Annotated in this window: 19 protein-coding genes; 1 reads left to right on the forward strand and 18 read right to left on the reverse strand. The window is 65.7% G+C overall.

Annotated elements, in window-relative coordinates; genetic code table 11:
- Nucleotides 1-8 precede the first annotated feature (8 nt).
- The 11 genes from XH96_RS25715 to hydA form a co-directional block, all read right to left on the reverse strand.
- Nucleotides 9-932: an ABC transporter permease gene (locus XH96_RS25715; protein ID WP_194388219.1), complete on the reverse strand. Its 924-nt coding sequence runs from the start codon at nucleotides 930-932 to the stop codon at nucleotides 9-11.
- On the reverse strand, nucleotides 929-1,870 hold the full coding sequence (locus XH96_RS25720) for an ABC transporter permease (protein ID WP_194388220.1): 942 nt from the start codon (nucleotides 1,868-1,870) through the stop codon (nucleotides 929-931). The genes XH96_RS25715 and XH96_RS25720 overlap by 4 nt, the downstream gene beginning before the upstream one ends.
- A 17-nt stretch (nucleotides 1,871-1,887) precedes the next feature.
- A complete protein-coding gene (locus XH96_RS25725) occupies nucleotides 1,888-3,489 on the reverse strand; it encodes an ABC transporter substrate-binding protein (protein WP_194388221.1) in 1,602 nt (533 codons plus the stop codon).
- A 142-nt stretch (nucleotides 3,490-3,631) separates the two neighbouring features.
- Nucleotides 3,632-5,302: an ABC transporter ATP-binding protein gene (gene nikE, locus XH96_RS25730; protein ID WP_194388222.1), complete on the reverse strand. Its 1,671-nt coding sequence runs from the start codon at nucleotides 5,300-5,302 to the stop codon at nucleotides 3,632-3,634.
- Nucleotides 5,299-6,147, reverse strand: a complete 849-nt coding sequence (locus XH96_RS25735) for an ABC transporter permease (protein ID WP_194388223.1) — start codon at nucleotides 6,145-6,147, stop codon at nucleotides 5,299-5,301. Before XH96_RS25735 ends, nikE begins: the two co-directional genes overlap by 4 nt.
- A complete protein-coding gene (locus tag XH96_RS25740; RefSeq protein WP_194388224.1) occupies nucleotides 6,144-7,178 on the reverse strand; it encodes an ABC transporter permease in 1,035 nt (344 codons plus the stop codon). The genes XH96_RS25735 and XH96_RS25740 overlap by 4 nt, the downstream gene beginning before the upstream one ends.
- Nucleotides 7,179-7,206: 28 nt before the next feature.
- Nucleotides 7,207-8,826 (reverse strand): ABC transporter substrate-binding protein, encoded by a 1,620-nt coding sequence (locus XH96_RS25745; protein WP_194388225.1) that lies wholly within the window; start codon nucleotides 8,824-8,826, stop codon nucleotides 7,207-7,209.
- A gap of 97 nt (nucleotides 8,827-8,923) precedes the next feature.
- Nucleotides 8,924-10,360 carry an NAD(P)-binding domain-containing protein gene (locus XH96_RS25750; protein ID WP_194388226.1) on the reverse strand — a complete coding sequence of 479 codons (1,437 nt, stop codon included), beginning with the start codon at nucleotides 10,358-10,360 and terminating at the stop codon, nucleotides 8,924-8,926.
- Nucleotides 10,357-11,106: an SDR family oxidoreductase gene (locus XH96_RS25755; protein WP_194388227.1), complete on the reverse strand. Its 750-nt coding sequence runs from the start codon at nucleotides 11,104-11,106 to the stop codon at nucleotides 10,357-10,359. The genes XH96_RS25750 and XH96_RS25755 overlap by 4 nt, the downstream gene beginning before the upstream one ends.
- Nucleotide 11,107: 1 nt before the next feature.
- Entirely contained in the window at nucleotides 11,108-12,079 is a 972-nt protein-coding gene (locus tag XH96_RS25760; RefSeq protein WP_194388228.1) for an NAD(P)-dependent oxidoreductase, read from the reverse strand.
- 16 nt (nucleotides 12,080-12,095) lie between these two features.
- Nucleotides 12,096-13,565 carry a dihydropyrimidinase gene (hydA, locus tag XH96_RS25765; RefSeq protein WP_194388229.1) on the reverse strand — a complete coding sequence of 490 codons (1,470 nt, stop codon included), beginning with the start codon at nucleotides 13,563-13,565 and terminating at the stop codon, nucleotides 12,096-12,098.
- Nucleotides 13,566-13,621: 56 nt separating this feature from the next.
- Here hydA and XH96_RS25770 point away from each other — a divergent pair, with 56 nt between their 5' ends.
- Nucleotides 13,622-14,284, forward strand: a complete 663-nt coding sequence (locus tag XH96_RS25770; protein ID WP_194388230.1) for an aspartate/glutamate racemase family protein — start codon at nucleotides 13,622-13,624, stop codon at nucleotides 14,282-14,284.
- On the opposite strand, the gene XH96_RS25775 is transcribed toward XH96_RS25770, so the two are convergent.
- The 7 genes from XH96_RS25775 to XH96_RS25805 form a co-directional block, all read right to left on the reverse strand.
- Nucleotides 14,281-14,949: a flavin reductase family protein gene (locus XH96_RS25775; RefSeq protein ID WP_194388231.1), complete on the reverse strand. Its 669-nt coding sequence runs from the start codon at nucleotides 14,947-14,949 to the stop codon at nucleotides 14,281-14,283. The two genes, XH96_RS25770 and XH96_RS25775, sit on opposite strands and share 4 nt — an antisense overlap.
- Nucleotides 14,946-15,878, reverse strand: a complete 933-nt coding sequence (locus tag XH96_RS25780) for an N-carbamoyl-D-amino-acid hydrolase (protein ID WP_194388232.1) — start codon at nucleotides 15,876-15,878, stop codon at nucleotides 14,946-14,948. The genes XH96_RS25775 and XH96_RS25780 overlap by 4 nt, the downstream gene beginning before the upstream one ends.
- 112 nt (nucleotides 15,879-15,990) lie before the next feature.
- Nucleotides 15,991-17,673 carry a long-chain-fatty-acid--CoA ligase gene (locus tag XH96_RS25785; protein WP_194388233.1) on the reverse strand — a complete coding sequence of 561 codons (1,683 nt, stop codon included), beginning with the start codon at nucleotides 17,671-17,673 and terminating at the stop codon, nucleotides 15,991-15,993.
- Nucleotides 17,670-18,965, reverse strand: coding sequence for an aspartate aminotransferase family protein (locus XH96_RS25790; protein WP_194388234.1), 1,296 nt, complete (start codon nucleotides 18,963-18,965; stop codon nucleotides 17,670-17,672). Before XH96_RS25790 ends, XH96_RS25785 begins: the two co-directional genes overlap by 4 nt.
- Nucleotides 18,966-18,975: 10 nt before the next feature.
- Complete coding sequence (locus XH96_RS25795) at nucleotides 18,976-20,556, reverse strand: hydantoinase B/oxoprolinase family protein (protein WP_194388235.1); 1,581 nt, start codon at nucleotides 20,554-20,556, stop codon at nucleotides 18,976-18,978.
- A complete protein-coding gene (locus tag XH96_RS25800; RefSeq protein WP_194388236.1) occupies nucleotides 20,553-22,562 on the reverse strand; it encodes a hydantoinase/oxoprolinase family protein in 2,010 nt (669 codons plus the stop codon). The genes XH96_RS25795 and XH96_RS25800 overlap by 4 nt, the downstream gene beginning before the upstream one ends.
- Nucleotides 22,563-22,985: 423 nt before the next feature.
- Nucleotides 22,986-24,530 (reverse strand): PLP-dependent aminotransferase family protein, encoded by a 1,545-nt coding sequence (locus XH96_RS25805; protein WP_194388237.1) that lies wholly within the window; start codon nucleotides 24,528-24,530, stop codon nucleotides 22,986-22,988.
- Nucleotides 24,531-24,532: the final 2 nt, after the last annotated feature.

Consider the following 24,532-nt stretch of genomic DNA (forward strand, 5'->3'; position numbering starts at 1 on the left):
AGGCAACATCACAGACTCTTGGCCATGCGCGGGTCGAGCGCATCGCGAAGGCCGTCGCCGAGCAGATTCACCGCGAGAACGGTGACCGACAGGAACGCCGCCGGGAAGAACACGATGTAGGGCTTCACCTGCCACAGTGCGCGGCCCTCGGCCATGATGTTGCCCCAGGACGGGATGGTCGGCGGCGTTCCGGCACCGATGAAGGACAGGATCGCCTCGGTGATCATGGCGCTGGCGCAGATATAGGTCGCCTGCACCAGCATCGGCGCGACCGTGTTGGGGAGGATATGGCGGAGGATGATCATTGGAGAGCGCGTGCCGCAGGCCACGGCCGCATCCACATAGGGTTGCTCGCGAAGCGACAGCACCACACTGCGGACGAGGCGCGAGACGCGCGGGATTTCGGCAACGGTGATCGCCAGGATGACGTTGCCGACGCTGCCGCGCGTCAGCGCCATCAGCGCGATCGCGAGCAGGATCGGCGGGATCGACATCAGGCCATCCATGAACCGCATCAGGATGCCGTCGGCCCAGCGGATGAAGCCGGAGACCATGCCGATGGCGAGGCCAGCGGCGGACGCAAAGATCGCGACCGACAGGCCGACCGTGAGCGAGACCCGCGCGCCGTAAAGCACGCGCGAATAGATGTCGCGGCCGAGCACGTCGGTGCCGAACCAGAAATCGGCCGACGGCGCCCGGGTGCGCTTGGCGGGTGCGAGCGCGGTCGGGTCGACCGTGCCGAGATAAGGCGCGAAGACCGCGATCAGCACAAGCGTCAGCAGCAGCGCGCCGCCGATGGCGACCGTCGGATGGCCGCGCAGGAGGCCGACGAGGCCGCGCCGGATCGTGACCGGCCGCAGGATCTCGGGCAGCTGCGGCGCGACGACGAGGCCGGCCGGAAGCGATTGCGGATTGACGGTGGTGTCGGTCAATAGCGGATCCTCGGGTCAACGAGCGTATAGACGACGTCGATCATCAGATTGACGAGGACGTAGACGAAGCTGAACAGAAGCACGATGCCCTGGATCACCGGATAGTCGCGGCGCAGGATCGCATCGATAGTCAGGCGGCCGAGGCCGGGGATCGCGAACACGCTCTCGGTCACGACCGCGCCGCCGATCAGGAGCGCGATGCCGATCCCGATCACGGTGACGATCGGTACCGCCGCGTTCTTCAGCGCGTGAATGAACAGGATGCCGCCCTGCCCGAGTCCCTTGGCCTTGGCGGTGCGGATATAGTCCTGCTGCAGCACTTCGAGCATGGCCGCCCGCGTGATGCGTGCGACCAGCGCGATGTAGACGCAGCCGAGCGCGATCGCCGGCAGGATCAGGTTTTCGAGCCACGGCCAGAAGCCCTGCGTGAGCGGCGTATAGCCCTGCACCGGCAGCCATTCCAGCTCCAGCGCGAAGACGTAGGCGAGCATGTAACCGACCACGAACACGGGCAGCGAGAATCCGAACACGGCAAAGCCCATGATGACGCGGTCGATCAGGCTGCCGGCCTTCCACGCCGCCACCACGCCGAGCGGCACCGCCACCACGATCGTGAGCAGCAGCGTGACGATCATCAGCGACAGCGTCGGACCCAGACGCTGCCCGATCATCGCCGAGACCGGCAGATTGGTGAAGATCGAGGTGCCGAGATCGCCGTGCAGGATGCGCCAGACCCAGCTTCCGAACTGGACCAGGAACGGTCGGTTGAGGCCGAGGCTTTGCCGGATGCGATCCACATCCTCCGGACTCGCCTGGTCGCCCGCGATCACCACGGCGGGATCACCCGGCGCGATATAGAGCAGGCTGAACACGAACAGCGCGACGATGGCCATGACCGGCAAGGTCGCGGCGATACGGCGAAGGATGTAGGAGAGCATCTGGCCTCAGCGCACGATCATGCAGACTTGGACACGCCCCAGAAGAACGGCAGCGGCCCCTTGGTGATGCCGGAGACGTTCTTGCGCCACGCAGTGTAGCTCAGGAAGAAGCCGGTCGGCGCATAGACGACGTCGTCGAGCGCCGCCTTGTTCAGGCGGCCGATGGCGGCCTTCTCCTCGTCGAGATTCTTGGCCTCGAACCAGGACGCCACCTCCTTCTCGGTACCGGGACTGTTCGGCCAGCCAAACCAGGCCTTGTCGCCGTTGGCGCGAATGGCCGTGTACGGCGCCGGGTTGGTGCAGTCCGCACCAGCGTGCCAAGTATGGAACATGTTCCAGCCGCCCTGTCCCGGCGGAGTCTTCGCCGCGCGGCGGGATCCCACGGTGCCCCAATCGGTGGCAACGAAGTCGACATTCATGCCGAGCTTCTTCAGCAGGTCCGCGGTCACATCGCCCTGCGCCTTGGTGATCGGCTGGTCCTGCGCGACCAGACAGGTCACCGGCTGACCGGAATAGCCACTTTCGGCAAGCAACTTCTTGGCCGCGTCGAGATCGCGCTTGCCCTTCAGGATCTCGCCGCCCACCTCGGTGTAGAGCGGCGTATCCGGCGTGAAGAAGCCGGGCAGCGGCTTCCAGAGCGCGTTGTCGTCGCCGACGATCGCGCGCATATAGTCTTCCTGGCTGAGCGCCATCAGCACCGCACGCCGCGCCCGCACGTCGTTGAACGGCGCAAAGAGATGGTTCATGCGGAACGAGCCGATATTGCCGAGGGGATCGCCGATATCGACGCTGATGTTCTTGTTCTTCTTCAGGACCGGAACGAGGTCAGCAATCGGGTTCTCCCACCAGTCGACCTCGCCGTTCTGCAACGCCGCGGCGGCCGTGGCAGGATCCGGCATCACGATCCATTCGATGCGGTCGACCAGCATCTGCTTGCCGCCAGCCAGCCACGACGACTTCTCCTGGCGGGGCGCATAATCGGCGAACTTCTCGAACACGGCCTTGGCGCCCGGCACCCACTCGCCCTTGGCGAACTTCATCGGACCCGAGCCGACATAGTCTCCGATCTGCTTGAACGGATCGGTCTGCGCGATACGCTCCGGCATGATGAAGGCGCAGGGCGAATTGTTCTTCCCCAGCGCGTAGAGCATCTTCGGGAAGGGCTGCTTCAGCACCCATTTGAAGGTGCGGTCGTCGACGGCCGTGAGCTCCTGCTGCAGCGCCTTGATCATCAATCCCATCGGATCGCGCGCCGACCAGCGCGTCAGGCTTGCAACGACGTCCTTGCTGAGCACCGGCTCGCCGTCATGGAACTTGAGGCCCGGCCGCAATTTGAACGTCCAGGTCGTACCGTCGTCGGTCACTTCCTCGGACTCGACCATCTGACGCTGCGGCTGCAACGAGGAATCGATGCCGTAAAGCGTGTCCCAGACCATCGCGGCCGCATTGCGCACGACATATTGGGTACCCCAGATCGGGTCGAAATTCGCGAGATTGGCCTGGGGTACGAAGCGCAGGGTCCGGGCGGATGCGCCTTGCGCGATCGCCGGCGCCGAGAGACCGGTCAATGCCAGACCGCCCGCGCCGGCCAGTCCCTTCAATACGGTCCTGCGATCCATGAAGTCCTCCAGTAATGCCGTGATTCCGGCCATCGTTGGCCAAGGGCAAAGTGAAACCGAACCCATTTGCAAGCAAATGGTATGCCACTAAATGCCCCTTCGCCAGCGGGATCTCATCTCTCTTTTTTGGCCGCGCCAGGCCTCAAAGAGCGGCCGCCAGCGTCGGTCCGGTCTCGATGTGCGGGATCGCCTCGACCAGTCTGCGCGTGTAGTCGGTCTTCGGATTGTCGAACAGCGCCCGGCTTTCGCCCTGCTCGACGATGCCGCCATTGCGCAGCACGATGGTGCGGTCGCAGAGCATGCGTACCACGTTGAGATCGTGGCTGACGAACAGCAGCGCGATGTCGTTCTCGCGTCGCAGCCGATCGAGCAGTTGCAGCACCACCGCCTGAACCGAAACGTCGAGCGCAGCGGTCGGCTCGTCCAGCACCAGGAGCCGCGGCCGGCAGGCGATGGCGCGGGCGATGCCGACGCGGGCCTTCTGTCCGCCGGAGAGCTGATGCGGAAACCGCGGCAACAGATCAAGCGGCAGTCCGACGCGTTGCGCGCATTCTTCCACACGCTGACGCAGCGCCTCACCCGTGCGCATGCCGTCGAGCCGCATCAAGGGATGGGCAATGCAATCGAACGCCGTGAAGCGCGGGTTGAGACTCTCGTTCGGATCCTGAAAGACCATCTGGATCTCTTTGCGGAGCGGCGAGCGGTGAAAATCACGCGACGCCACGTGGCCGATCGATTGCCCGTCGAACACGATGTCGCCTTCGCTCGGGTCGATCAGGCGACAGATCATCCGCGACGTCGTGCTCTTGCCGGAGCCGGACTCGCCGACCAGACCGACGCTCTCGCCGCCGGCCATGGTCATCGAGAAGTCGGCCACCGCGGCCGAGCCCTGGTCGAAGCGCTTTGCGAGCTTGCGCACTTCCAGCAGCGGCGGCGTGCCATGTGGCAGCACCGGCCGTGGTTTGTCGAGAATGGCGTTGTAACGCTCTCTCTCCTCCTCAGTCACGAGGTCTTCGATCCGTGACGTCGCCGTCGGCGATGCCGCGACCAGGCGCCTCGTATAGGCGTGCTGCGGCGCGCTGAAGAGCTTGCCGGGGCTCGCCTCCTCGACGATGCGGCCACGCTCCATCACGGCGATGCGGCGGCAATAGCGCGCCGCGAGGCCGAGGTCATGCGTGATCAAAATCGTGGCCATGCCTCGCGCGGCGGCAATGTCTGCCAGGAGATCCATCACCACCTTCTGCGTGGTGACGTCGAGCCCGGTCGTCGGCTCGTCGGCGATCAGCAGCGCGGGATTGCAGGAGATCGCAATCGCGATCATGACGCGCTGGCACATGCCGCCCGAGAGCTCGTGCGGGTAGGCGTTCATCCGCTGCTCGGGATCCCGGATCTGAACGGCGCGCAGCAGGTCCAGCGCCTCGGCGCGCGCAGCTTCCTTCGAGATGCGCTTGTGCGTGAGGATCGCATCCGCGATCTGCAATCCGATGGCCCGGATCGGATTGAGCGCCGCCCGCGGGTTCTGGAAGATCATCGACATCGCGGCACCCTGGAGCTGGCGGAGGTCATCGCCCCTGAGCTTGGTAACGTCCTGCCCGCGAAACAGGATCTTGCCGCCGGTGACGCGCCCGGCGGCATCGAGCAGCCGCGTCGTCGCAAAGCCGGTGACCGACTTGCCCGAGCCGCTCTCGCCGACGAGGCCGAGCATCTCGCCGGCCTTGACGGTCAGCGTCACGCCGCGCACGGCCTCGACCATTCCGCGCCGCGTCGAGAACGCGACGTGGAGGTCGTCGATCCTGAGCAGGTCCTCGCTCATGTGCGCATCCGGGGATCGAGAATGTCCCGCATCCCATCGCCGAGGAGATTGAAGCACAGCACCGCCATCATCAGCGCAAGGCCTGGAAAGGCCACCAGCCACCACCGTCCGGTCGAGATGAAGCGTGCGCCCTCGGCGACCATGATGCCCCATTCCGGCGTCGGCGGCTTGACGCCGAGGCCGATGAAGGACAGGCCGGCGGCATTCAGGATGGCCCAGCCGAGATTGAGCGAGATCTGCACCGCCATCGCCGGCAGGATGTTCGGCAGCAGGAAGCACAGTACCACGGAAAAATGGCTCTCGCCGCAGGCGCGTGCGGCCTCGACCCAGCCGACATTGCGTCGGACGTTGACCTCGGCGCGCGCGAAGCGGATGTAGAAGGGAAGATTGATGATCGCGGTCGCGATCACGATGTTCTCGATCCGGTTGCCGAGCGCCGCCACCATCGCCATCGCCAGCACGAACAGGGGGAACGCCATCATCACGTCGACGAAACGGCCGACGGCGCGATCGAGCCGGCCGCCGGCATAGCCGCAGAATGCGCCGACCACGGCGCCGATGACGAAGGAGATGCCGACCGCGGAGACGGCGATGGCAAGGTCGAGCCGTGCGGCAATGATGAGACGGCTGAACACGTCGCGCCCGAGCTGATCGGTGCCGGCCAGATGCGCCGCGCTCGGCGGCAGCAGGGCTTCCGAGACGTTCGAGACCACGGGATCGTAGGGCACGATCCAGGGACCGAAGATCGCGACCAGGACGAACAGCGTCACCCCGGCCGCGGCGACGGCCGTGAGCGGATTGCCGCGCAGGATCCAGACCGAATGGCGAAGGGTTGCACTGGTCATTCGATCGACACCCTGGGATCGGCGATGCCGTAGCAGATGTCGACCACGAGATTGACCAGCACGAACAGGCTGGCCATCAGCAGCACGAAGCCCTGCACCGGCGCATAGTCGGAGGACAGCAGCGCATCGAGCGCGTAGGACGCCACGCCCGGCCAGGAGAACACCTTCTCCACCAGCACGTTGGCGCCCAGCATGGTCGAGAACACGATGCCGGCGATGGTGATGACGGGAAGGATCGCGTTGCGCAGCGCGTAGGTCACGACGACCTTGCGCCAGGACAATCCGACCGAGCGCGCGGTGCGCACGAAATCGCTGCCGAGCGAGACCAGCATCGACGCGCGCGTGATCCGCGCCAGCGGCGCGATCACGAACAGGGCCATGCTGACGGCCGGCAGGATCAACTGCTTGCAGGCCGCCCACCAGCCCTCGAGATCGCCCGCGAGCAGGAAATCGATGGAGAGAAAACCGGTGTGCTGCGGCGGCAGCGAGGTGAAGACGTCGATCCGCCCGGTCGGATCAGGCGAAAGCCCGAGCAGATAATAGAAGACGTAGATCAGGAGCAGGCCCGACACGAAGGTCGGCACGCAGACACCGAGCGCGCAGAACAGGCGCACGCTGTGGTCGACGATCGATCCGGGCCGCAAGGCCGCGACCACGCCGAGCGGCACCGCCGCGATCAGCGCGATCAGGAGCGCGGTGAAGGTGAGCTCCAGCGAGGCCGGGAGCCGCTCGCGCAGGTCCTTGAGCACCGGCTGGCCCGTCATCATGGAACGGCCGAGATTGCCGTGGCCGATGTCGGAGAGATAGAACACCAACTGCTCCGGCACCGACTTGTTCAGCCCCATCTGCTTGCGGATCTGCTCGATCTCCTCCTTGCCGGCATTGGGCCCCGAGGCGAAGAACACCGCGGGGTCGCCGGGCAGGACGCGCATCAGCAGGAAGGTGAAGACCAGCACCCCGAACAGCGCCGGCAGCGACGACAGCAGCCGCCTGCCCGCCCGTATTATCGTTGCACCAAGACCGGTCTTCACTTTTCGGCACCTCTCCTGCTTTCGGAAGCTACTTGCGGCTCAGGTTGCGATAGTCGACCTGGCGGTGGAACTCGTAGGTGTAGCCTTCGACGGTGGCCGCCATCACCGCATCCTGATTTGGCTGCCACAGCATGATCTGCGGCATCAGGTCGAAATGCATCGCATTGAGCTTGCGGCCAGCCTCCTCATACTTGGCCTTGTCCGGCTCGAAGCGGGCTCCCTGCGCGATCGCGGCCAGGTCGGGATTGTTGATCGACGAGTAGTTCCAGCGCTGATTGCCGGTATAGAAGTTGCGGTAGAAGTAGTCCGTCGACGGCAGCCAGGCGACGATGCCTTCGGTGAAGAAGGGCAGCTTCTTCTCGTTGATCAGCGTCGACATCTGCGCGTCAGGCAGCTTCTGGATGTCGACCTTGATCCCGATCTTGCCGAGCGACTCCTTGATCAGCGCCGCCATCGGCTCCGCCTGGGAGGCCCACCCGACATTGAAGCTGAAAGTGGTCGAGAAGCCCTCCGGGAATCCGGCAGCCTTGAGATATTCCTTTGCCTTGTCGAGGTCGAGCTTGACCGGCTGCTGGAACGGATAGATTCCGTTCAGCGGTTTGCCGTCCGGCCAGCTGGCGCCGTATAGCGGCATGCCGCGGCCGAACAAGGCGGCCTTGAACATGTCCTCGTAGGGCAGCGCGAACGCGATGGCGCGGCGGACGTTGACGTTGTCGAACGGCGGGATCTGGTTGTTCATCGAGACGTAGGTGATCGCGTTGTATTGCGGCGTCGAGACCACTTTCAGCTTGCCCTTGGCTTCAAGCGACTGGACGTCGCTCGCCTGGAGATCGAGTACGATATCGGCATCGCCGCGTTCGACCAGATTGGCGCGGGTCGCCGGCTCCGGCACCGATTGCACGATGATGCGCTTGAAGAAGGCGGGCCGGTTGGGAGAACCGCGATTCCAGGCCTCGTTGCGCTTGAGGGTCACCTGCTCGCCAGGCTTGAAACTCTCGACCACATAGGCGCCGCTGCCGGCGGTGTGCTCCTTCAGCCAGGCCATCGCCCACGGATCGTCCGCCGTCGCATGCTCCTTGGCCATCTTCGAGTTGATGATCATCGGATAGACGGTGGCGAGATTCGGCAGCGCAAGCTTGTCGGGCTTCGGCAGCGTCACCTCGATCGTCAGGGGATCGATCACCTTGAACTGGTCGGCCGAGGTGAGCGATCCCGTCAGCAGCTGCGCCTTGCCGAGGATCGGCGCGGTGACGCAGCGGTCGAGCGACCACTTCACGTCGTCCGCCGTCACGGGCGAGCCGTCCTGGAACTTGGCGTCCTTGCGCAGGCGGAAGGTGATCTTCAGGCCATCGGGACTGACGTCGTAGGATTCGGCGAGCTCACCGTTGATGGTGTCGAGATCGAACACCCATTTGCCGTTGAGCTGCTTGCGACCGAACGACACCAGCCGATCGTAGGTGCTCATGCTGAGCCCGAAGGACTCGCGGGTCGCGCCGGGGATGTTTGGATCGAGCGTGTTGACCGATGCGCCGGTCACATAGCGCAGCGTTTCCGCCCTGGATTGCGCATGCGACGGCGCGGTCGCGATCAGCAACAGCGCGGTGGTGGCGAGGATCGTGGTCGCGGATCTGAAAGACACAAAACGCATTCGTTTTCCCTTGAATTGTCGAACAGGAAGGTCGCCAAGGCTGGTCAAGAAAGAAGCAAGTTGCGCGCCAATCTTCGCTGCGGCGGGGCATGGATGATCATCGCTGCTCCTCCATCTTTCGCGCCGGCCGCGCAACCACTGCCTGCGGCACGTCGTAGGCGCTGAGCGAAGCCCAGTGCCGCTCGACATCGGCGCGGAACAGGCCGCGCGTCAGCCCATTCACGAGCTTGGGCACCGCAGTGGTCATCGCATTGATCGACGATCCCGAGGCGCCAAAACTCATGGTGGAGGCGATGGCGAAGAGATGGATGTCGGAGATCCACGGCGTCTTGCCGGGCACGCGCTCGGTGAAGGCATAGTCGTCGGCGAGATAGGGAAAGCGGCCGAGCCGTTCATTGCGTTCGCCCTCCGGCGGCCGATAGCGGTCGGCCCAGGTGGCGATATTGCCGGCAAATCTGGAGAGCTCGCCGCGGCTGGCAAAATCCATCTCGATGCCTGCGCCGCAGATGACGAAATCGGCATTGATGGCGCCGCGCGGCGTCTGCAGTTCAATGGCCTTGCCGATCTCGCGCGCCGCTTCGATCGGCGCGCCCTCGTGCAGTGTGAAGTTTGCGTGCCGCGCGCAGCGATCATAGGTTGGTTGCGGAAATCCTTCCCGCATATCGAGGACCTTGCGCATGAAGCGCCAGCGCCAGGCATCGTCGAGATCGCTGAGATGACGCAGGAAGCCGCGGAAGGTCAGCCAGCGATAGGGCTGGATCACCTGGATCTGCGTCCGGCGGCATAGCAGGTGCACCTCGGCCGCCCCTGCCTCCAGCGCGGTTGCGGCATTGTCGAAGGCGGAGGCGCCGGCACCGATCACGGCGACGCGCTTGCCGCGAAGTCCTTCGAAATCGATGTCGTCGGCGACGGTCGCGACCGAGCTTGCCGGCAGATGCGCTAGCTGCTCCGGGATCATCCAGCCGCCCATCCCCTCCTGCCCCGTCGCCAGCACGATCTTGCGCGCATAAAGCGTCTCCGTCCCTTCGGCATGCTTCACGCGCGCGGCGAGCAGGCCGTCTGCCGCTGGCGCAATCTCCAGGAGCTCACAGCCGTTGCATACCGGCAAGCCGATCGTGCGCCTCAGCCAGAGCAGGTACTCGGCCCAGTGCGCGCGCGGAATCAGATCGAGCGTCTGCCAGCTCTCCTCGCCGAACCGGGCTTCGTGCCAGGACTGGTAGGTGAGGCTCGGGATGTCGAGGTCGGGACCGGTGTAATCCTTCGGGCTGCGCAGCGTCGGCATCCGGGCATAGGTGAGCCATGGGCCCTCCTTCCCCTCCTCGGCCTTGTCGATCAGGAGGATGTTGCTGACGCGCGAGCGCATCAGGCCGAAGCCGATGGCGATGCCGGATTGGCCGGCGCCGATGATGAGCACATCCAGCGCAGGATTGCCGTCCGGCCCGATCTTCGGTTCGAGCCATGCGGCACCGGGATGCGCGATCCGAGCGAGATCGGCGCGCACGTCCGCTTCGAGCTGGATGAGCGCCTCACTCATGCCGCGAGCCAGCCTCCGTCGACCACCATCACGGTGCCGGTCGTGAACGAAGAGGCATCGCTGGCGAGATGCAGCGCGGTCTGCGCGATCTCTTCGGCCTGGCCGAACCGCTTCATGGCGTGACGGTTGCGCGAGGCCTCACGCACTTCCTCTGAATTGGCGTGACGGGCAAAGCTGCGGCGAAGCATTGGCGTGTCGATCGCGCCCGGCGCGATGGCGTTGACGCGGATGCCGTCGGTGGCGAAGTCCACCGCCATGGTGCGGGTGAGGCTGACGATCGCACCCTTGGCGGCGATGTAGGCGCTGTTGCCCTTGCCACCCGCAATGGCGAGCTGCGATGCCAGCGTGATGATCGAGCCGCTGTTCTGCCGCTGCATCTGCGGCACCGCCGCCCGCGCCCACAGCCAGGTGCCGCCGACATTGGCGCGGAACACCGCGTCCCAGTCTTCCGGGCTCGTCGTCAGCACCGTGCCGCCGCAGGAGAAGCCGGCTGCCGTCATGAGGATGTCGAGGCGGCCGTGCCGCGCCACGACACCGCCGACAACGGTCTCGGCGAATGCGGCATCGCCGACGTCGCCGACATGCGTTGTTGCTTCGCCGACCAGGATCAGCGTTTCCTCGAGGCCAGCGGCATCACGATCGACCAGAGCAAGGCGCGCGCCCTCCTCCGCGAACAGTTTTGCGCTGGCGCGGCCGATGCCCGAGCCCGCGCCGGTGATGATGGCCGTGCGCCCCTGCAGCCGCATGTCAGATCCCCTCCTTGTGCTGCATCCACCAGACGCTCATCGCGGCAGCCGACTCCGCACAGCCGAACCGGGCACGCCAGCCGAATTCGTCGGCCATCCGCGCGACGGAGAGCGGCGCGCGATCGCCACCATGAAGCTTGATGAAGGTCTTCTCGCCCGGCTCCGCCAGCCGACACTCCAGCCCGGGATGCAGCGCCGCAAACGCCTCGCCCCATTGCAGCGCCGACCAGGCCACGCCGCTGGAGATGTTGTAGAGACGATGGCGCGGCCGCTCGGCCTCGATCAGCACAGCCACGGCCTCGGCGGCGTCGACAGCGTAGGTCCAATCTTTAACGCCTGGTCCCGGCATGATCGCCGGCTCGCCGCGGGCGAACGCGGCCAGTATCTGGAATTGGAGGCTGGGCGTATCGCGCACCGCGCCGGCCCGCTCCCACGGGCCAAACACGGCGCTCAGTCGCACGCTCAGGAAATCACCGCCGAAGAGCTCGGCGTGGCGCGCGACGGAGCGCTCCGAGGTGAATTTGCTGATGGCGTAGAACGAGACGGGATCGCAGGCCGTTTCCTCGTCCAGGACTTGATGACGCTGGCCTGCGGCGCCATAGGCGGACGCCGAAGACAGGTTGACGACGCGGCGAACGCCGTGACGAATCGCCGCTTGCAGGATCGGGATCTGCGCCATGACGTTGATCTCGAGAACGCGCGCGGGCGACGCCCTCTCGAGATCATCCCCGGCGGTGATGGCCGCACCCAGCACGATTGCGTCCCAGCCTTCAGCGATGAGGGCATCGATACCGGCCGCATCGGTGATATCGCCTTGAACGATGCGGAGCCGCTCCCGAGAATCCAGCAGGGATCGCTGCGCAGCCGGCGGCGGCGAACGATCATACAGCGTCACGTCGTGGCCGCGCGCGAGCAACGCCTCCGCCAGGTTGAGGCCGACAAAGCCGGTGCCGCCGAAGATGACGATCTTCATCGCGCTCGGTCCACCGTCACAGCAGTTTTGCCCCAAAATTCCGCTCGGGATCCATGTCGGCAACGAGCCGGCCGGTCGGCTTCGCCGCCTCGCCGCCGCTGCGCGCCAGGAATTTTCCGCTGCCCGCGCTCGCGAGGCACTTGTTGCCCTCGACGACCACGCGGCCCCGCGAGAGCGTCGTCACCGGCCAGCCCTTCAGCTTGCGGCCGGCAAACGGGGTGTAGCCGGTGAGATCGTGCATCATCTCGTCTGATATCGTGACCTCGCGATTGGGATCCCAGATCGCGATGTCGGCGTCGGCGCCGACCGCGATCGAGCCCTTGCGCGGATGCAGATTGTAGATCTTTGCCGGCGCCGTCGCGGTCAGCTCGACGAACTTCTCCAGGCCCAGCCGACCCTTCGAGACCATCGCGTCGAATAGCAGCGGCAGCCGCAGCTCCAGCCCCGGCAGGCCGTTGGCGACCTGCTTGAAGTTCGGATTGGGACCGGCGCGGAGCTTGCCGGTCTCGTCATAGCGATACGGCGCGTGGTCCGACGAGATGGTCTGGAGATCGCCGAGCGAGAGCGCCTGCCAGAGTGCTTCCTGGTCCGAATGCGTGCGCGGCGGCGGGCTGCACATCCATTTGGCGCCTTCCGCGCCGGGCTTGTCGAGATCGCCTGCGGTGAGGAACAGATATTGCGGACAGGTCTCGGCAAATACCTTGAGCCCCTGCCCGCGCGCGTCGCGGATCACCTTGGCGCCTTCGGCGGTCGAGACGTGGAAGATCATGATCGGCTGATCGATCAGCGCCGCCATGCCGATCAGCCGGGTGAAGGCCTCCGCTTCCGACACGCGGGCGTGACTGACGGCGTGGTATTTCGGCATCGTGTAGCCGCGTGAAAGCAGGCGCTTCACCATCCAGGCGATGATGCCGTGGTTTTCGGCATGCGCGCACAGCATCGCGCCGGACTGGCGCGCGGCGAGCAGAATGTCGAGCAGCGGCTCGTCATCGACCTTGAGCCGGTCGTAGGTCATGAAGATCTTGATCGAAGCATGGCCCTGCTTCACCAGCGCCGGAATGTGCTCCTCGACCGTCTCCCTGGTCGCGTCCGCAATGATCATGTGAAAGGCGTAGTCGATCACTGCGCCCTTCCTGGCCAGCGCGTGATAATCCTCCACTACCTGCGGCAGCTTCATCCCGACATGCTGGGCGGCAAACGGAATCACGGTGGTGGTGCCGCCGAAGGCGGCAGAGACCGTCGCGCTTTCGAACGTATCGGCATTCATGATGCCGGCGGCGGACAATTGCTCGATATGGGCGTGGCTGTCGACACCGCCGGGCAACACCAGCTTGCCGCGCGCGTCGATCTCGCGCTTGGCGGGAGGAAGGCCCTTCCCGACGGCCGCGATGGTCTCGCCGGAGATGGCGACGTCGGCCTCGAACACGTCGGTGGTGGTGGCGACGCGGCCACCGCGGATGATCAGGTCGTAAACTGGTTCAGTCATGAGGCACTCCATGATATGCCTGAAGCAAGTGATCTCCATTTTGCAGGAAGACCATCATGACCCGGCCGCGCATTCTCGTCATCAACCCGAACTCCAACCATAAGGTCACGCAAGGGTTGGAGAATGCGCTGAAGCCGCTCGACCTCGAAGGCGGGCCGGAAGTGGTCTGCCAGACGCTGGCCGAGGGTCCGTTCGGCATCGAAAGCCAGGCGGACGCCGACAGCGTCGCGATGCCGCTGCGAAAGCTCGTCGAAAGCGACAACAGCTCGGCCGCCTTCGTCATCGCCTGCTACAGCGATCCCGGGCTTCAGGTCTGCCGCGAAGGCACCGACCGCCCCGTGTTCGGCATCGCCGAGTGCGGCGTGCTGACGGCGCTTTCCCGCGCCGAGACCTTCGGCGTGATTGCGATCGCCCAGCGCTCGATCGCGCGCCACATGCGCTATCTCAGGCAGATGGGACTGACCGACCGCCTCGCCGGCGAGCGGCCGCTGAACATGAGCGTTGCGGAGACGGCCTCGGGCGACGGCACGCTGGCGAAAATGATCGAGGTCGGCCGCGCGCTGCGCGACGAGGACGGCGCTCGCGCCATCGTGATGGGCTGCGCCGGCATGGCGCGCCATCGCCGTCCGCTCGAAGACGCACTTCAAATCCCGGTGATCGACCCGACACAGGCGGCCGTCACCATGGCGCTGGGTACGGTGCAGTTCTCGGCTCACTAGGCGTCCTTCAGCTCTTTGGCGTCCTGCCGCGCGAGCCATTGCGCATGGCTCTCGCGGACAAGTGCGAACGTATCCCGCTGCGTGGTGTAGAGATTGCCGAACATGCGGCCGATCGGCCGGTAGGCCTCGAGATCGACATACATGTTGGCGGTATCGACGAGGCCCTCGCGGGCGTGAACCCGCAAGACCTCGCCGACCAGGAGCTCGCGATCCGGCGAAAAGTTCAACACGACATGTCGCCGGCATTCCAGCGCAAACGGCGCGGCCGCAAGGCGCGGCACCTTCACGTCGACCGAAGGAAGCGTCGCCAGGCCCGTCGCGGCGACCTCGCTGTCTCCGGAGGGGAAATCGACCGCGCAGTCGTTCATCGCGACCGACAGCGCCTCGTCCACCATGTGCACCACGAACTCGCCGTCCCGATGAATGTTGCGGGTTGTGTCCTTCGGCGAGTGATCGGGCTTGTGCTGGAGCCCGAGCACGATCAGCGCGGGACTTTCGGAGAACACGTTGAAGAAGCTGAACGGCGCGGCATTGACCGCGCCGTTCTCGTCCAGCGTCGTCACCAGCGCGATCGGCCGCGGAACCACCACGCCGCACAGCAGCTTGTAGCGATCGCGCGGATCGAGCTCGCGCAAGGGGATGCCTTTGTCGGCCATCGGCGTCATTTCTCCGGCGGCGGCACCGCGCCGGTCTGGCTGGTGATCAGGCCATAATGCTCGATGCGGCGATGCCGGGCGAAATCGAAGATCGTGGTCTTGCCGAAGGTCGTGGCATCGAGGTCGCAAGGATGAACCAGGACCTCGTCCTCGTCCGTCTTGGCTTCTGCAACGATCTCGCCATTGGGATCGACGATCAGGCTGCCGCTGAACAGCGGGTGGCCGTCCTCGACGCCGGCCTTGGCCACCGCCACGACCCAGGTCGCGTTCTGGTAGGCGCCGGCTTGCACCGAGAGGCGGTTGTGGAACAGACGCTTCTCGACGCCCTCCTCGCTCTTCTCCGCATTCACCGACGGCGTGTTGTAGCCGATCAGCACCATCTCGACGCCCTGCAGGCCCATGACGCGATAGGTCTCGGGCCAGCGGCGGTCGTTGCAGATCGCCATGCCGATGATGCCGCCGAGCTCGCGCCAGACCTTGAAGCCGAGATCGCCCGGCTCGAAATAGCGCTTCTCCAGATGCTGGTGCGAGCGCTTGGTGTCGTATTCCACATGGCCCGGCAGATGGACCTTGCGATATTTGCCGACGATCTTGCCGGATTTGTCGGTGAGAATAGCTGTGTTGAAGTGATGACCGTCGGGCGTCAGCTCCGCATAGCCGAAATTCATCGCCATTCCGTGCTGCGCCGCGCGCTCGAACAGCGGCTTCGTCGCCGCGTTCGGCATCTCCCGCTCGAACCAGACGTCGAACTCGGCCCGGTCCTCGACATACCAGCGCGGGAAGAACGTCGTCAGTGCCAATTCGGGATAGACGATCAGGTCGGCGCCCTTTGCTTTCGCCTCATCCATCAGCGCGATCATGCGCTTGACCACGGCCTGGCGGCTGTCGGCTTTCTGGATCGGGCCCATCTGGGCGGCGGCGACATTGACGATGCGCATCAGCGACTTCCTGATCTCTTCACGAATTTCCTGGCGAGGCTGGGGATCGCAGCTTCAAGGGTGTAGCGGCAGCATAGCGCGGCCTTGCGTCCGTTTTCCAGCCAAGCAGATTTCATGCCGTTCGCCCCCATTCGGCATCCTGCAACAGCCGCCAGTTGATCTTGTTGCTTGCGGTGCGCGGCAGCTGGTCGACGAAGACGACCGCGCGTGGTGCCTTGTAGCTCGCCATCACGCCACGCGCCCAGCCAACAATGTCATCGGGCGATGTCGTTGCCCGCGCCGCCTCGTCCAGCACGACAAGCGCCTTGACGGTCTCGCCGCGGTAATCGTCCGGCGCTGCAATGATGCAGCACTCCCGGATGGCGCGGTTCTGGTACATCGCGGCCTCGACCTCGGCCGGCCAGACCTTGAAGCCGCTGACATTGATCATCCGCTTGAGGCGATCGACCGCGAAGAAATAGCCCTCGGCATCGCGATAGCCGAGATCGCCCGTCCGCAGGAACCGCTTGCCGTCGCGTTCGATGAAGGCTTCGGCGTCCGCCTGCGGCCGGTTCCAGTAGCCCTGCAGCACCTGCGGTCCATGCACGATGATCTCGCCGACGACGTTGTCGTCGAGCTCGACCAGGCTCTCGGGGTCGATGATCCGTGCATCCGTCTCGTGAACGGCGATGCCGAGGCACTGCCGTTTCGGCGCCGCCATCGGGTTCAGATGCGTCGGCGACATCGTCTCGGTCATGCCGTAGCCCTCGACGAAATCGAGCCCGAAGCGTCCTTTGAGCCGTTCGGCCACCGCAGTCGGCATTGCGGCGCCGCCGCCGGTCAACACCTTGAGCTTGGCGAAGCTACGGTCGCGGAAGCCGGCGCTTGCGAGCACATCCACGATCATGGTCGGCGCCGCGTTCCAGAACGTCGCGCCATAGGTTTCGAACAGGTCCGGCAGCAAGTCCTTGTCCCAGCGCGCCATCAACAGCAGCGTGGCTCCGGTGACGATGGCGGCGTTCATCGAGCCCTGCATGCCCGCGACATGGAACAGCGGCATGAAGCCGGTCATCACGGCGCTGCCATCGAGCCCATACCAGCGCGCCTGCAACACCGCCGTGAACAGCGCGCTGCGATGGATATGCATGCATGCCTTGGGCTTGCCCGTCGTCCCGGACGTGTACGGCAGGATCATGAGATCATTCGGCCCCGCGGTCATCACACCCGGCTGCAAGCCTTGTGCGATCGCGGACGACCAGGAATGCCAGCCCGGCGATGACGGCACCTCGGCCGGCGCTTCCGTCACGCATGATGGCAGCGTATACGGCGTCGCGGCTGGAATCTCGTCGCGATACTGCGCGACGATCGCATGCCTGATGGCCTCGCCCAGCAGCGGCGCAAACACATCGCTCAGTTCGCTCCCGATGAGCGCGACCCTGGCCCCGCTGTCCACGGCGAGATACGCGATCTCGGCGGTCTTGTTCATGGGATTGACGGGTACGATCACGGCGTCCGCCCGCATCACCGCGTAATAGGCGATGACATATTGCGGCGAGTTCTGCAGCGCGATCATGACGCGGTCGCCGCGCTTGACGCCGCAAACGCCCTGCAGGAAGCCGGCCATGGCATCGACACGGTCGCGCAGCTCGGCGTAGCTCAGGCTTGCACCGTAAAACACCGTCGCCGGATGCGACGGCCGTTCATGCGCGGCCCGCGCCAGCGCGTCGTACAGCGTTCCCTCCGGCATCGCGAGATGCCAGGGCTCATCGGCCGGCCAGGCCGGCGACCGGCGTGGCGGTGCGTGATCGGCGCTCACCCGTGCTCCTCGTCGGCAATGTCGAGGCCGTGATCGAGCGCGTCCAGAAGCTGGTCAGCCTCGCGCTCGGAAATGACCAGCGGCGGCGCCAGGAACAGCGAGGTCTGCTCGCCGCTGGTGCCGATCACCGCACCGGCCTCCAGCGCCCGCTCCGCGACGCGCGAGGCGATCGGCACTTCCGTGGTGTCGGCGCGCCATGTGCGCCAATCCGGACCGTGCAGTTCCACCGTCCAGTGCAGCCCCTGCCCCGCGACGCGCTGCACGCTCGGATGCTTTTGCGCGATCGCGAGCAGGCGGCGAATGAACAGCTTCTCGAGCTGCTGCACACGCTCGAGAATCTTGTCGCCCGTGACAACCTTCAGGTAGGCGCTGACGGCCGCCATGCTGATGGGATGGCCGCGCAGCGTGCCGTAGTTCTGCCAGCTCGTCCCCTTGAGCCGCTCGACGATGTCCTTGGAGACCACGACCGCTGCCACCGCGGCGGCGCCCCCGCCGAGCGACTTGCCCAGCGTGACGATGTCCGGGCGGCTTTGCGCCCCCTGGAACGCGAACCAGCGGCCCGCGCGCCCGGCACCGGTGACGACTTCGTCGGCGATCCAGTAGGAGCCGGCCTGCCGCGCGCAGCGCGCCACCTCGTCCTGATAGGCGCCGTCGTAATAGATGCCGCCCTGGGTGTAGTCGATGATGGTTGCCGCCGTGTCCGAGAGCAGCCGCGTGGCATCCGCGAGATACTCGCTGGGCGGCGTATTGCTGGCCGGCGCGCCGTAGATCGCGCCATCCGGCGCCGGCAGGATCCGCACCGGCGCCATTGGTGCCGGCAGCTTCGAGCCACCGGCATGCACGGCGAGCCCGCCGTGCCATTGCGGCTGCACCGTCATGCTGCGCGACAGGCCGGTGATGCCGTGATAGGCGCGTTCGCGCGTCGCCAATGCGGACCGCTGCGTCAGCGCCTGGCAGAGCGACAGCGCCATGTCGTTGGCTTCGCTGCCGCTGATGCAGAAGCGCACCGCGCCGACCCAGTCCTCCTCGCCCCTGAATGCGGTCGCCATCAGATCGTCCGCGGCCTGCTCGCGGCCGACCCAGGTCCAACCCTCGTTCACGACCGGCGTGTCGGCGGCGCGGCGGATCGCCTCCACCATTGCGGGATGGCGATGGCCGAGACCGCCGCCGGTGTTGCTGCCGTCGATCAGCTTGCGGCCATCGGACAGGTGGAAGTAGACGCCCTCGCCGCCGACCACGGCCATCGGCGCGCCGTCGCCTGCATTCAGCCCGGTTCGCAACAATCTGCTCATCGCAATCCCCTCACTCTGCGGCCGCGGCGCCATAACCGCCGCCGCCGCACATCTCGATCGTGACGAGATCATCTTGCTGCAGCACCAGATTCGACTTGCCGTCGATCGCGACATTCGCGCCGTGCCTGACCAGCGAGATACGGCATGCCTTGCCGGATTCGCCGCCCTGCATGCCCCAGGGCGCAATCACCATCCGTTCGATGCAAGTGGTCAGGTGCATCGAAGGCGCCAGGATGCGGTAGGTGCGGACCGAGCCGTCGCCGCCGCGGTACGCCCCCGCGCCGCCGGATTGTCGGCGGATCGCCTGCTGCTCGAGCCGGATCGCGTAATTCGCTTCGATCACCTCGACCGGCGTATTCGAGGTGTTGGATAGATGCACCCGGGTTGCCGACATGCCGGCCCGATCGTGGCGCGCGCCTTCGCCGCCGCCGTGAACCTCGTAGAGCATCTTCCACGATCCGTTCGGCCGCGGCTCGGCAAAGAACAGCACACCCGCAGTGGTTGCCCCGCCGGCCGACAGGCGCTCGGGGATGGTGTCCTGCATGGCGCGAAAGATCGCATCGACGATCCGCATGGACGTCTCATGGTTGCCGGCCGCGACGGACGCCGACCAGCCCGGCTCCAGGATCGAGCCCGGGCGCGTGATGATGGTCAGTGGCCTGAGCGCGCCGGCGTTCTGCTGCATGTCGCGCCCGCTCATGATGCGCGCGGCGTAGGCGACGGCCGAGCGCGCCATGAACGGTGTGGTGTTGCAGAAGTTCGAGACGCGGTCGCAGCTGCCGGAGAGGTCGAAGGACGCCTCGTCGCCGCGAATGGTGATCTTCACATGGATGCGCGCCGGCGCGTTGTTCGCGCTGCCGTCGTCGAGGTAGTCCTCGCCCTCATAGACGCCGTCCGGAAGGTCGCGCAGCGCCGCGCGCATCTCGATCTCGGAGAGATCGTGCAGGCGCGACTGCGCCGCCATGAAGACGGCCTTGCCGTGCTCGCGGCAAAGCTCGATGATGCGCTTCTCGCCGGCCTTGGTCGCGGCGATCTGGGCGAGGAGGTCGCCCTCGCAGGATTCGGGATCGCGGACATTGGCCTTGAGCAGCTGCACGATCGCCGCATTGACGCCGGCCGAAGTCGCGATCAGCACCGGCGGAATCCGCATCGCCTCCTGGAACGTGTCGATCGCCTTGGCAAAATAGCTGCCGGGCCAGGTGCCGCCGATGTCGGGCCAGTGCGCGAGGCTGACCGCGAACGCCACGATGTCGCCGTCGACGAAAACGGGCCGCACGACCTTGACGTCGTTGAGATGATTGCCACCGAGCGCGCCGACATTGTAGATCAGCACGTCGCCGTTATTCAGGCTGTCGCGCGGCACCACCTTCAACAATTCGGGGATGGTGTAGGCCATCGCGCCGAGGTGGATCGGGATGTCGCGCCCCTGCCCGACCAGACCGCCGTGGCCGTCGGTGATCGCCGACGACAGGTCGCCCGCCTCGCGAAGCAGCGGCGAGCGCGCCGAGCGCGTCATCACCAGGCTCATCTCCTCGGCTGCGGCCGAGAGACCGTGCCTGATGACCTCGACGACGAACGGATCGAGCTTCATGCTGTCCTCCGCGTCAGGAACAGATTTCCTGATGTATCGGGCCTTGCCTGCCAGCCCGGCGGCACGACCACGGTGGACCATGCGTCTTCGATGATAGCCGGACCGCTGACGGTCTCAGTGAGCGAGGCGCGGTCGATGATTGCGGTCGGAATGTCATGGAAGCCGTCGAACGAGCAGCTGCGCGTGCCAGTAGACACCGCCCTCACTGCCGTCGCGGGCCGGCTGACGACCGTCGTCGACGGGCGGCGCGCCTGCACCCGCACGGATTCGATGACGCAGGGCTCACTGGTCGCATAGCCGAACAACTCGTGATGCCGCGTCAGGAAATCCTGCTTCAGCCTGGCGACATCGAGCGGCAGTGTGAACGGCACCGGAATGGCGTCGTTCTGCGCCGCATAGCGCATCAAGGCCACCAGCTCGACCTGGATCTCCGCCTTCGCAACTCCGTTTGCGAGAAGCGGCGCCGAGGCATCGGCAATCAGGGCCTCGATCCGTTCCGAGACGCGGGCGAGATCGATGCCATCGAGGGCGGCGCGAAGGGTCTGCTGCTGCAGGAAGCTGAAATCGGCGGTGAGACAGCCCAGCGCCGAGAAGGCGCTCGACGCGCTCGGGACGACCACCTCCGCGATCCCGTAGAGATCGGCGAGGCCCGCGGCATGCATCGGGCCGCCGCCGCCGAAGGCGAGCAGCGTGCAATCGCGCCCATCGATGCCGCGCTCGACCGTGACGCGGCGAAGCGCGCGGGCCATGGTCGCGTTCGCGACCTTGATGATGCCGAGTGCTGTTTCGGTGAGGCTCAATCCCAGTGCGTGCGCGATTGGCTCGATGACACGCTTGGCGCTCTCGATGTCGATGCCAATGCGGTCACCAAGCTTGGTCTCGGGATTGAGATAGCCGAGCACGGCATTGGCGTCCGTGATGGTCGGCTCCGTGCCGCCGCGGCCGTAGCAGGCCGGGCCCGGCTCGGAGCCGGCGCTCTCCGGCCCGACCGTGAGGCCGCCGGGACCGTTGCGCACGATCGATCCGCCGCCCGCGCCGATGGAATGCACCGCGAGCATCGGCTGGCGCAGCGGCTTGTCGCCGAGCATGCGGCCGTCGGTCATCTCGGCCTGGCCGTCGACGATCAGGCACACGTCGGTCGTGGTGCCGCCCATGTCGAACGTCAGCATCCGCGAGGTGCCGAGCTGGCGCGCGATGCTGACGGACGCAGAGACGCCGGCGGCCGGTCCCGACATCGCCATCACCAGCGGCCGACGTTTCACCGCCGAGATGGGGATCATGGCGCCGGCGGAATGAAACACCTGCAATCCCGGCCCGATCGGCAGCCGCTGCTCCAGTTCGCTCAGATACTCGACCGCGATCGGCATCGCGGCCGCGTTGAACACCGTCGCCGAAGTCCGCTCATACTCGCGTGCCTCCGGGTTGACCTCGTGCGACAGCGAGACGTGGGCGACGACCTCCTTGAGGCGCTCGCCGAGCATCTTCTCGTGGAGCGGATTGGCATAGGCGTGAAGCAAGGCCACCGCGACACTCTGCACGCCGGTGTCCTTCAGCCAAGCCAGCAGACGCTCGATCTCCGCTTGCTCCAGCGCCTTCAGCACCCGGCCTTCGTGATCGAGGCGCTCGGCAAGCCCGAAGCAGCGTTCGGGCGGCACCAGCGGCGGCGATTTCGGCGGAATGTCGAGCCGATAGAGATCGCGGCGGCGATAGCGCGCGATCTCGAGCACGTCGGCAAAGCCTTCGGTCGCGACCAGCGCGACCTTCGGCAGCCGGTTCTCGACGATCGCGTTGGTGACGCGCGTGGTGCCATGGACGAAGCGCTTGACCTCGTTCTTGCTTAGGCCCACCGCCTCGATCGCCTCCAGCATCGCCTGAACCGGCGCCTGCGGTCGCGACGGCACTTTCGCAATCCGGGCTTCGGCGGAATCGCGCCTGATGGCGATGATATCGGTGAAGGTGCCACCGATATCGGTGCCGACTTCCCAGTGACTTTCAAAAGAGCTCATGTTGCGTCAGCTGCGTGTGGCGCCCGAACCGGACGCCAGGCCCTTCCCGTCCATCGCAACCTCGAATGCCGAACCGAGAGCGCTCATCTTGCATCCCCTGTCATGCCACCGTCCGCGAGCGTGCGACAGAGCGGTGGCCTTCCGACAGGGCCAGAGTTGTCGCAATTCACTGGGCCAGCAGACCCATGGCGCAGCGCGCCACAGCACCGGATGCACGTTTTGGTGCAGCAGTGCCTGCAGAGACAGCACGCGAACGCGCGCTGTTCCGCGCCGGAAACGTACGACGCATCACGGATTTCTCTGAGCAAATCGCGATGTCTATTGCACTGCAGTCCGAGCGACCGAGATCAGCTGTCTAATTTTCAGGCGATCAATCGGCAGGACGGACATCCAGATGCCTATGAGCTATGCACGGCGGTCGGCTCAGCTTCTCTTTATTGTACGATCAGTAAGAGAGCGACTTCGCGGATCGGATGGTGCGTCGCGAGAGGCGCCGCCGATGCAGGCTGCAATTCTTGCAAGCAGCGGAGCAGCATCCTCGACGCGCAACCGCCCGTAGCCGAACACCAGGCCTTGTCGCGTCGGCCGCTCCAGGAAATTCTGCGACAATGGCTGCACGTGGATGCCGGCCTGCTTCAGGACCGCGGCCGCCTCCCGATCGCTGATCCGCGCCTGCATTGCGTCGGTGAACAACGCCACCAAGTGCAGGCCGGTGACGGCGGAGGACACGGTCAGATCATCCGGCATCAGCGCTCCGATCGCCTCGATCAGCGCCTTTCGCCGCGCAGCATAGACCCGCCGCATTGCGCGCAGGTGGCGCAGCAGATGCCCTTCCCGCATGAATTCCGCCAGGGCGAGCTGTCCGATGCCGGAGGTGTGCACGTCGATTCGCGCGCGGCCCTTGGCGAACCCTTCGATGAAATGCCTGTTCGCGACGAGGTACCCGAGCCGCAGGTTCGGCATCATGATCTTCGAGAAGGTGCCGAAGTAGATCACCCGGCCCTCGCGATCGAGCGAGCGCAGTGAGGCGATCATGCTGTCCTGATGCCTGAACTCCGAATTGTAGTCGTCCTCGATCACCCAGACGTCGTTCTTGTTCGCCCAGTCGAGAAGCTCGAGCCGCCGCTCCAGGCCCATGCTGATCCCGAGCGGGTATTGATGCGATGGCGTGACCACGATCAGGCGCGCGCGTGGTGCGCGCCGAATTCCTTCCGAGACGACCAGTCCCTTGTCGTCGACCGGAACAGGAACGAGCTTTGCTCCGGCCGCCGTGAGCGCCCATCGCGCCTCGACGAAGCCGGGCTCCTCGACCCAGACCTCGTCGCCGGGATCGAGGATCATCCGGCTGCAGAAATCCAATGCTCCCGACGTGCCGGAGGTGACGACGACCTCGTCCGGCGAACAAACGAGACCGCGCACGGAGCTGAGGAAGTTCGCGATCTCGCTCCGCAATCGCGGATGGCCTTCGGGCGGAAGATCGAGGCACTCCTGCTCTCTTGGATTCTGCCAGGCCTGCCGCAGCAGGCGCGACCAATCCTTGAAGGGAAAGGTCGAGATGTCAGGCGCGCCCGGACTGAACTCCGACGGCCAGTTGGTCTCGTAGTCGAAGGCCAGCAGCGACCGCCAGCGCTCCGACATGTGGGCGGGCCTGGCCGCAGATGAGGCGGACGATGGTTCGGCATGAGGCGCCGCCACCGATGCCACCATGACGCTGCCGCGCGGCGTCGATTCCAGATAGCCCTCGGCGTAGAGCAGTTCCCATGCCGTCAGCACCACGGTCCGCGAGCAACCCAATTCGCGCGCGATCTCGCGCGAACCGAGAAATTGCGTTCCTGAGGGAAAGGCGCCGCACAGAATGCCGTCACGGATATGCTTCGCGATCTGCAAGTGCAGCGGCACCGCGGAGGTCCGGTCGATATGGATCCCGGCAAGGGATACACGCTTGCTCGGATGACGGCTGTTGTTCATGT

Origin of the sequence: Bradyrhizobium sp. CCBAU 51765 (assembly GCF_015291725.1) — a bacterium.
Classification (GTDB): Bacteria; Pseudomonadota; Alphaproteobacteria; order Rhizobiales; family Xanthobacteraceae; genus Bradyrhizobium; species Bradyrhizobium liaoningense.

Coding starts and splice junctions, on each gene's coding strand:
- XH96_RS25780 (WP_194388232.1), bottom strand. CDS start 15,878: ATGCGCATCGTCAATGTCGCCGCCGCCCAGATGGGCCCGATCCAGAAA.
- XH96_RS25770 (WP_194388230.1), top strand. CDS start 13,622: ATGACCCGGCCGCGCATTCTCGTCATCAACCCGAACTCCAACCATAAG.
- XH96_RS25755 (WP_194388227.1), bottom strand. CDS start 11,106: ATGCGGCTGCAGGGGCGCACGGCCATCATCACCGGCGCGGGCTCGGGC.
- hydA (WP_194388229.1), bottom strand. CDS start 13,565: ATGACTGAACCAGTTTACGACCTGATCATCCGCGGTGGCCGCGTCGCC.
- XH96_RS25805 (WP_194388237.1), bottom strand. CDS start 24,530: ATGAACAACAGCCGTCATCCGAGCAAGCGTGTATCCCTTGCCGGGATC.
- XH96_RS25725 (WP_194388221.1), bottom strand. CDS start 3,489: ATGGATCGCAGGACCGTATTGAAGGGACTGGCCGGCGCGGGCGGTCTG.
- XH96_RS25795 (WP_194388235.1), bottom strand. CDS start 20,556: ATGAAGCTCGATCCGTTCGTCGTCGAGGTCATCAGGCACGGTCTCTCG.
- XH96_RS25735 (WP_194388223.1), bottom strand. CDS start 6,147: ATGACCAGTGCAACCCTTCGCCATTCGGTCTGGATCCTGCGCGGCAAT.
- XH96_RS25760 (WP_194388228.1), bottom strand. CDS start 12,079: ATGAAGATCGTCATCTTCGGCGGCACCGGCTTTGTCGGCCTCAACCTG.
- XH96_RS25790 (WP_194388234.1), bottom strand. CDS start 18,965: ATGAGCAGATTGTTGCGAACCGGGCTGAATGCAGGCGACGGCGCGCCG.
- XH96_RS25750 (WP_194388226.1), bottom strand. CDS start 10,360: ATGAGTGAGGCGCTCATCCAGCTCGAAGCGGACGTGCGCGCCGATCTC.
- nikE (WP_194388222.1), bottom strand. CDS start 5,302: ATGAGCGAGGACCTGCTCAGGATCGACGACCTCCACGTCGCGTTCTCG.
- XH96_RS25720 (WP_194388220.1), bottom strand. CDS start 1,870: ATGCTCTCCTACATCCTTCGCCGTATCGCCGCGACCTTGCCGGTCATG.
- XH96_RS25775 (WP_194388231.1), bottom strand. CDS start 14,949: ATGACGCCGATGGCCGACAAAGGCATCCCCTTGCGCGAGCTCGATCCG.
- XH96_RS25800 (WP_194388236.1), bottom strand. CDS start 22,562: ATGAGCTCTTTTGAAAGTCACTGGGAAGTCGGCACCGATATCGGTGGC.
- XH96_RS25745 (WP_194388225.1), bottom strand. CDS start 8,826: ATGCGTTTTGTGTCTTTCAGATCCGCGACCACGATCCTCGCCACCACC.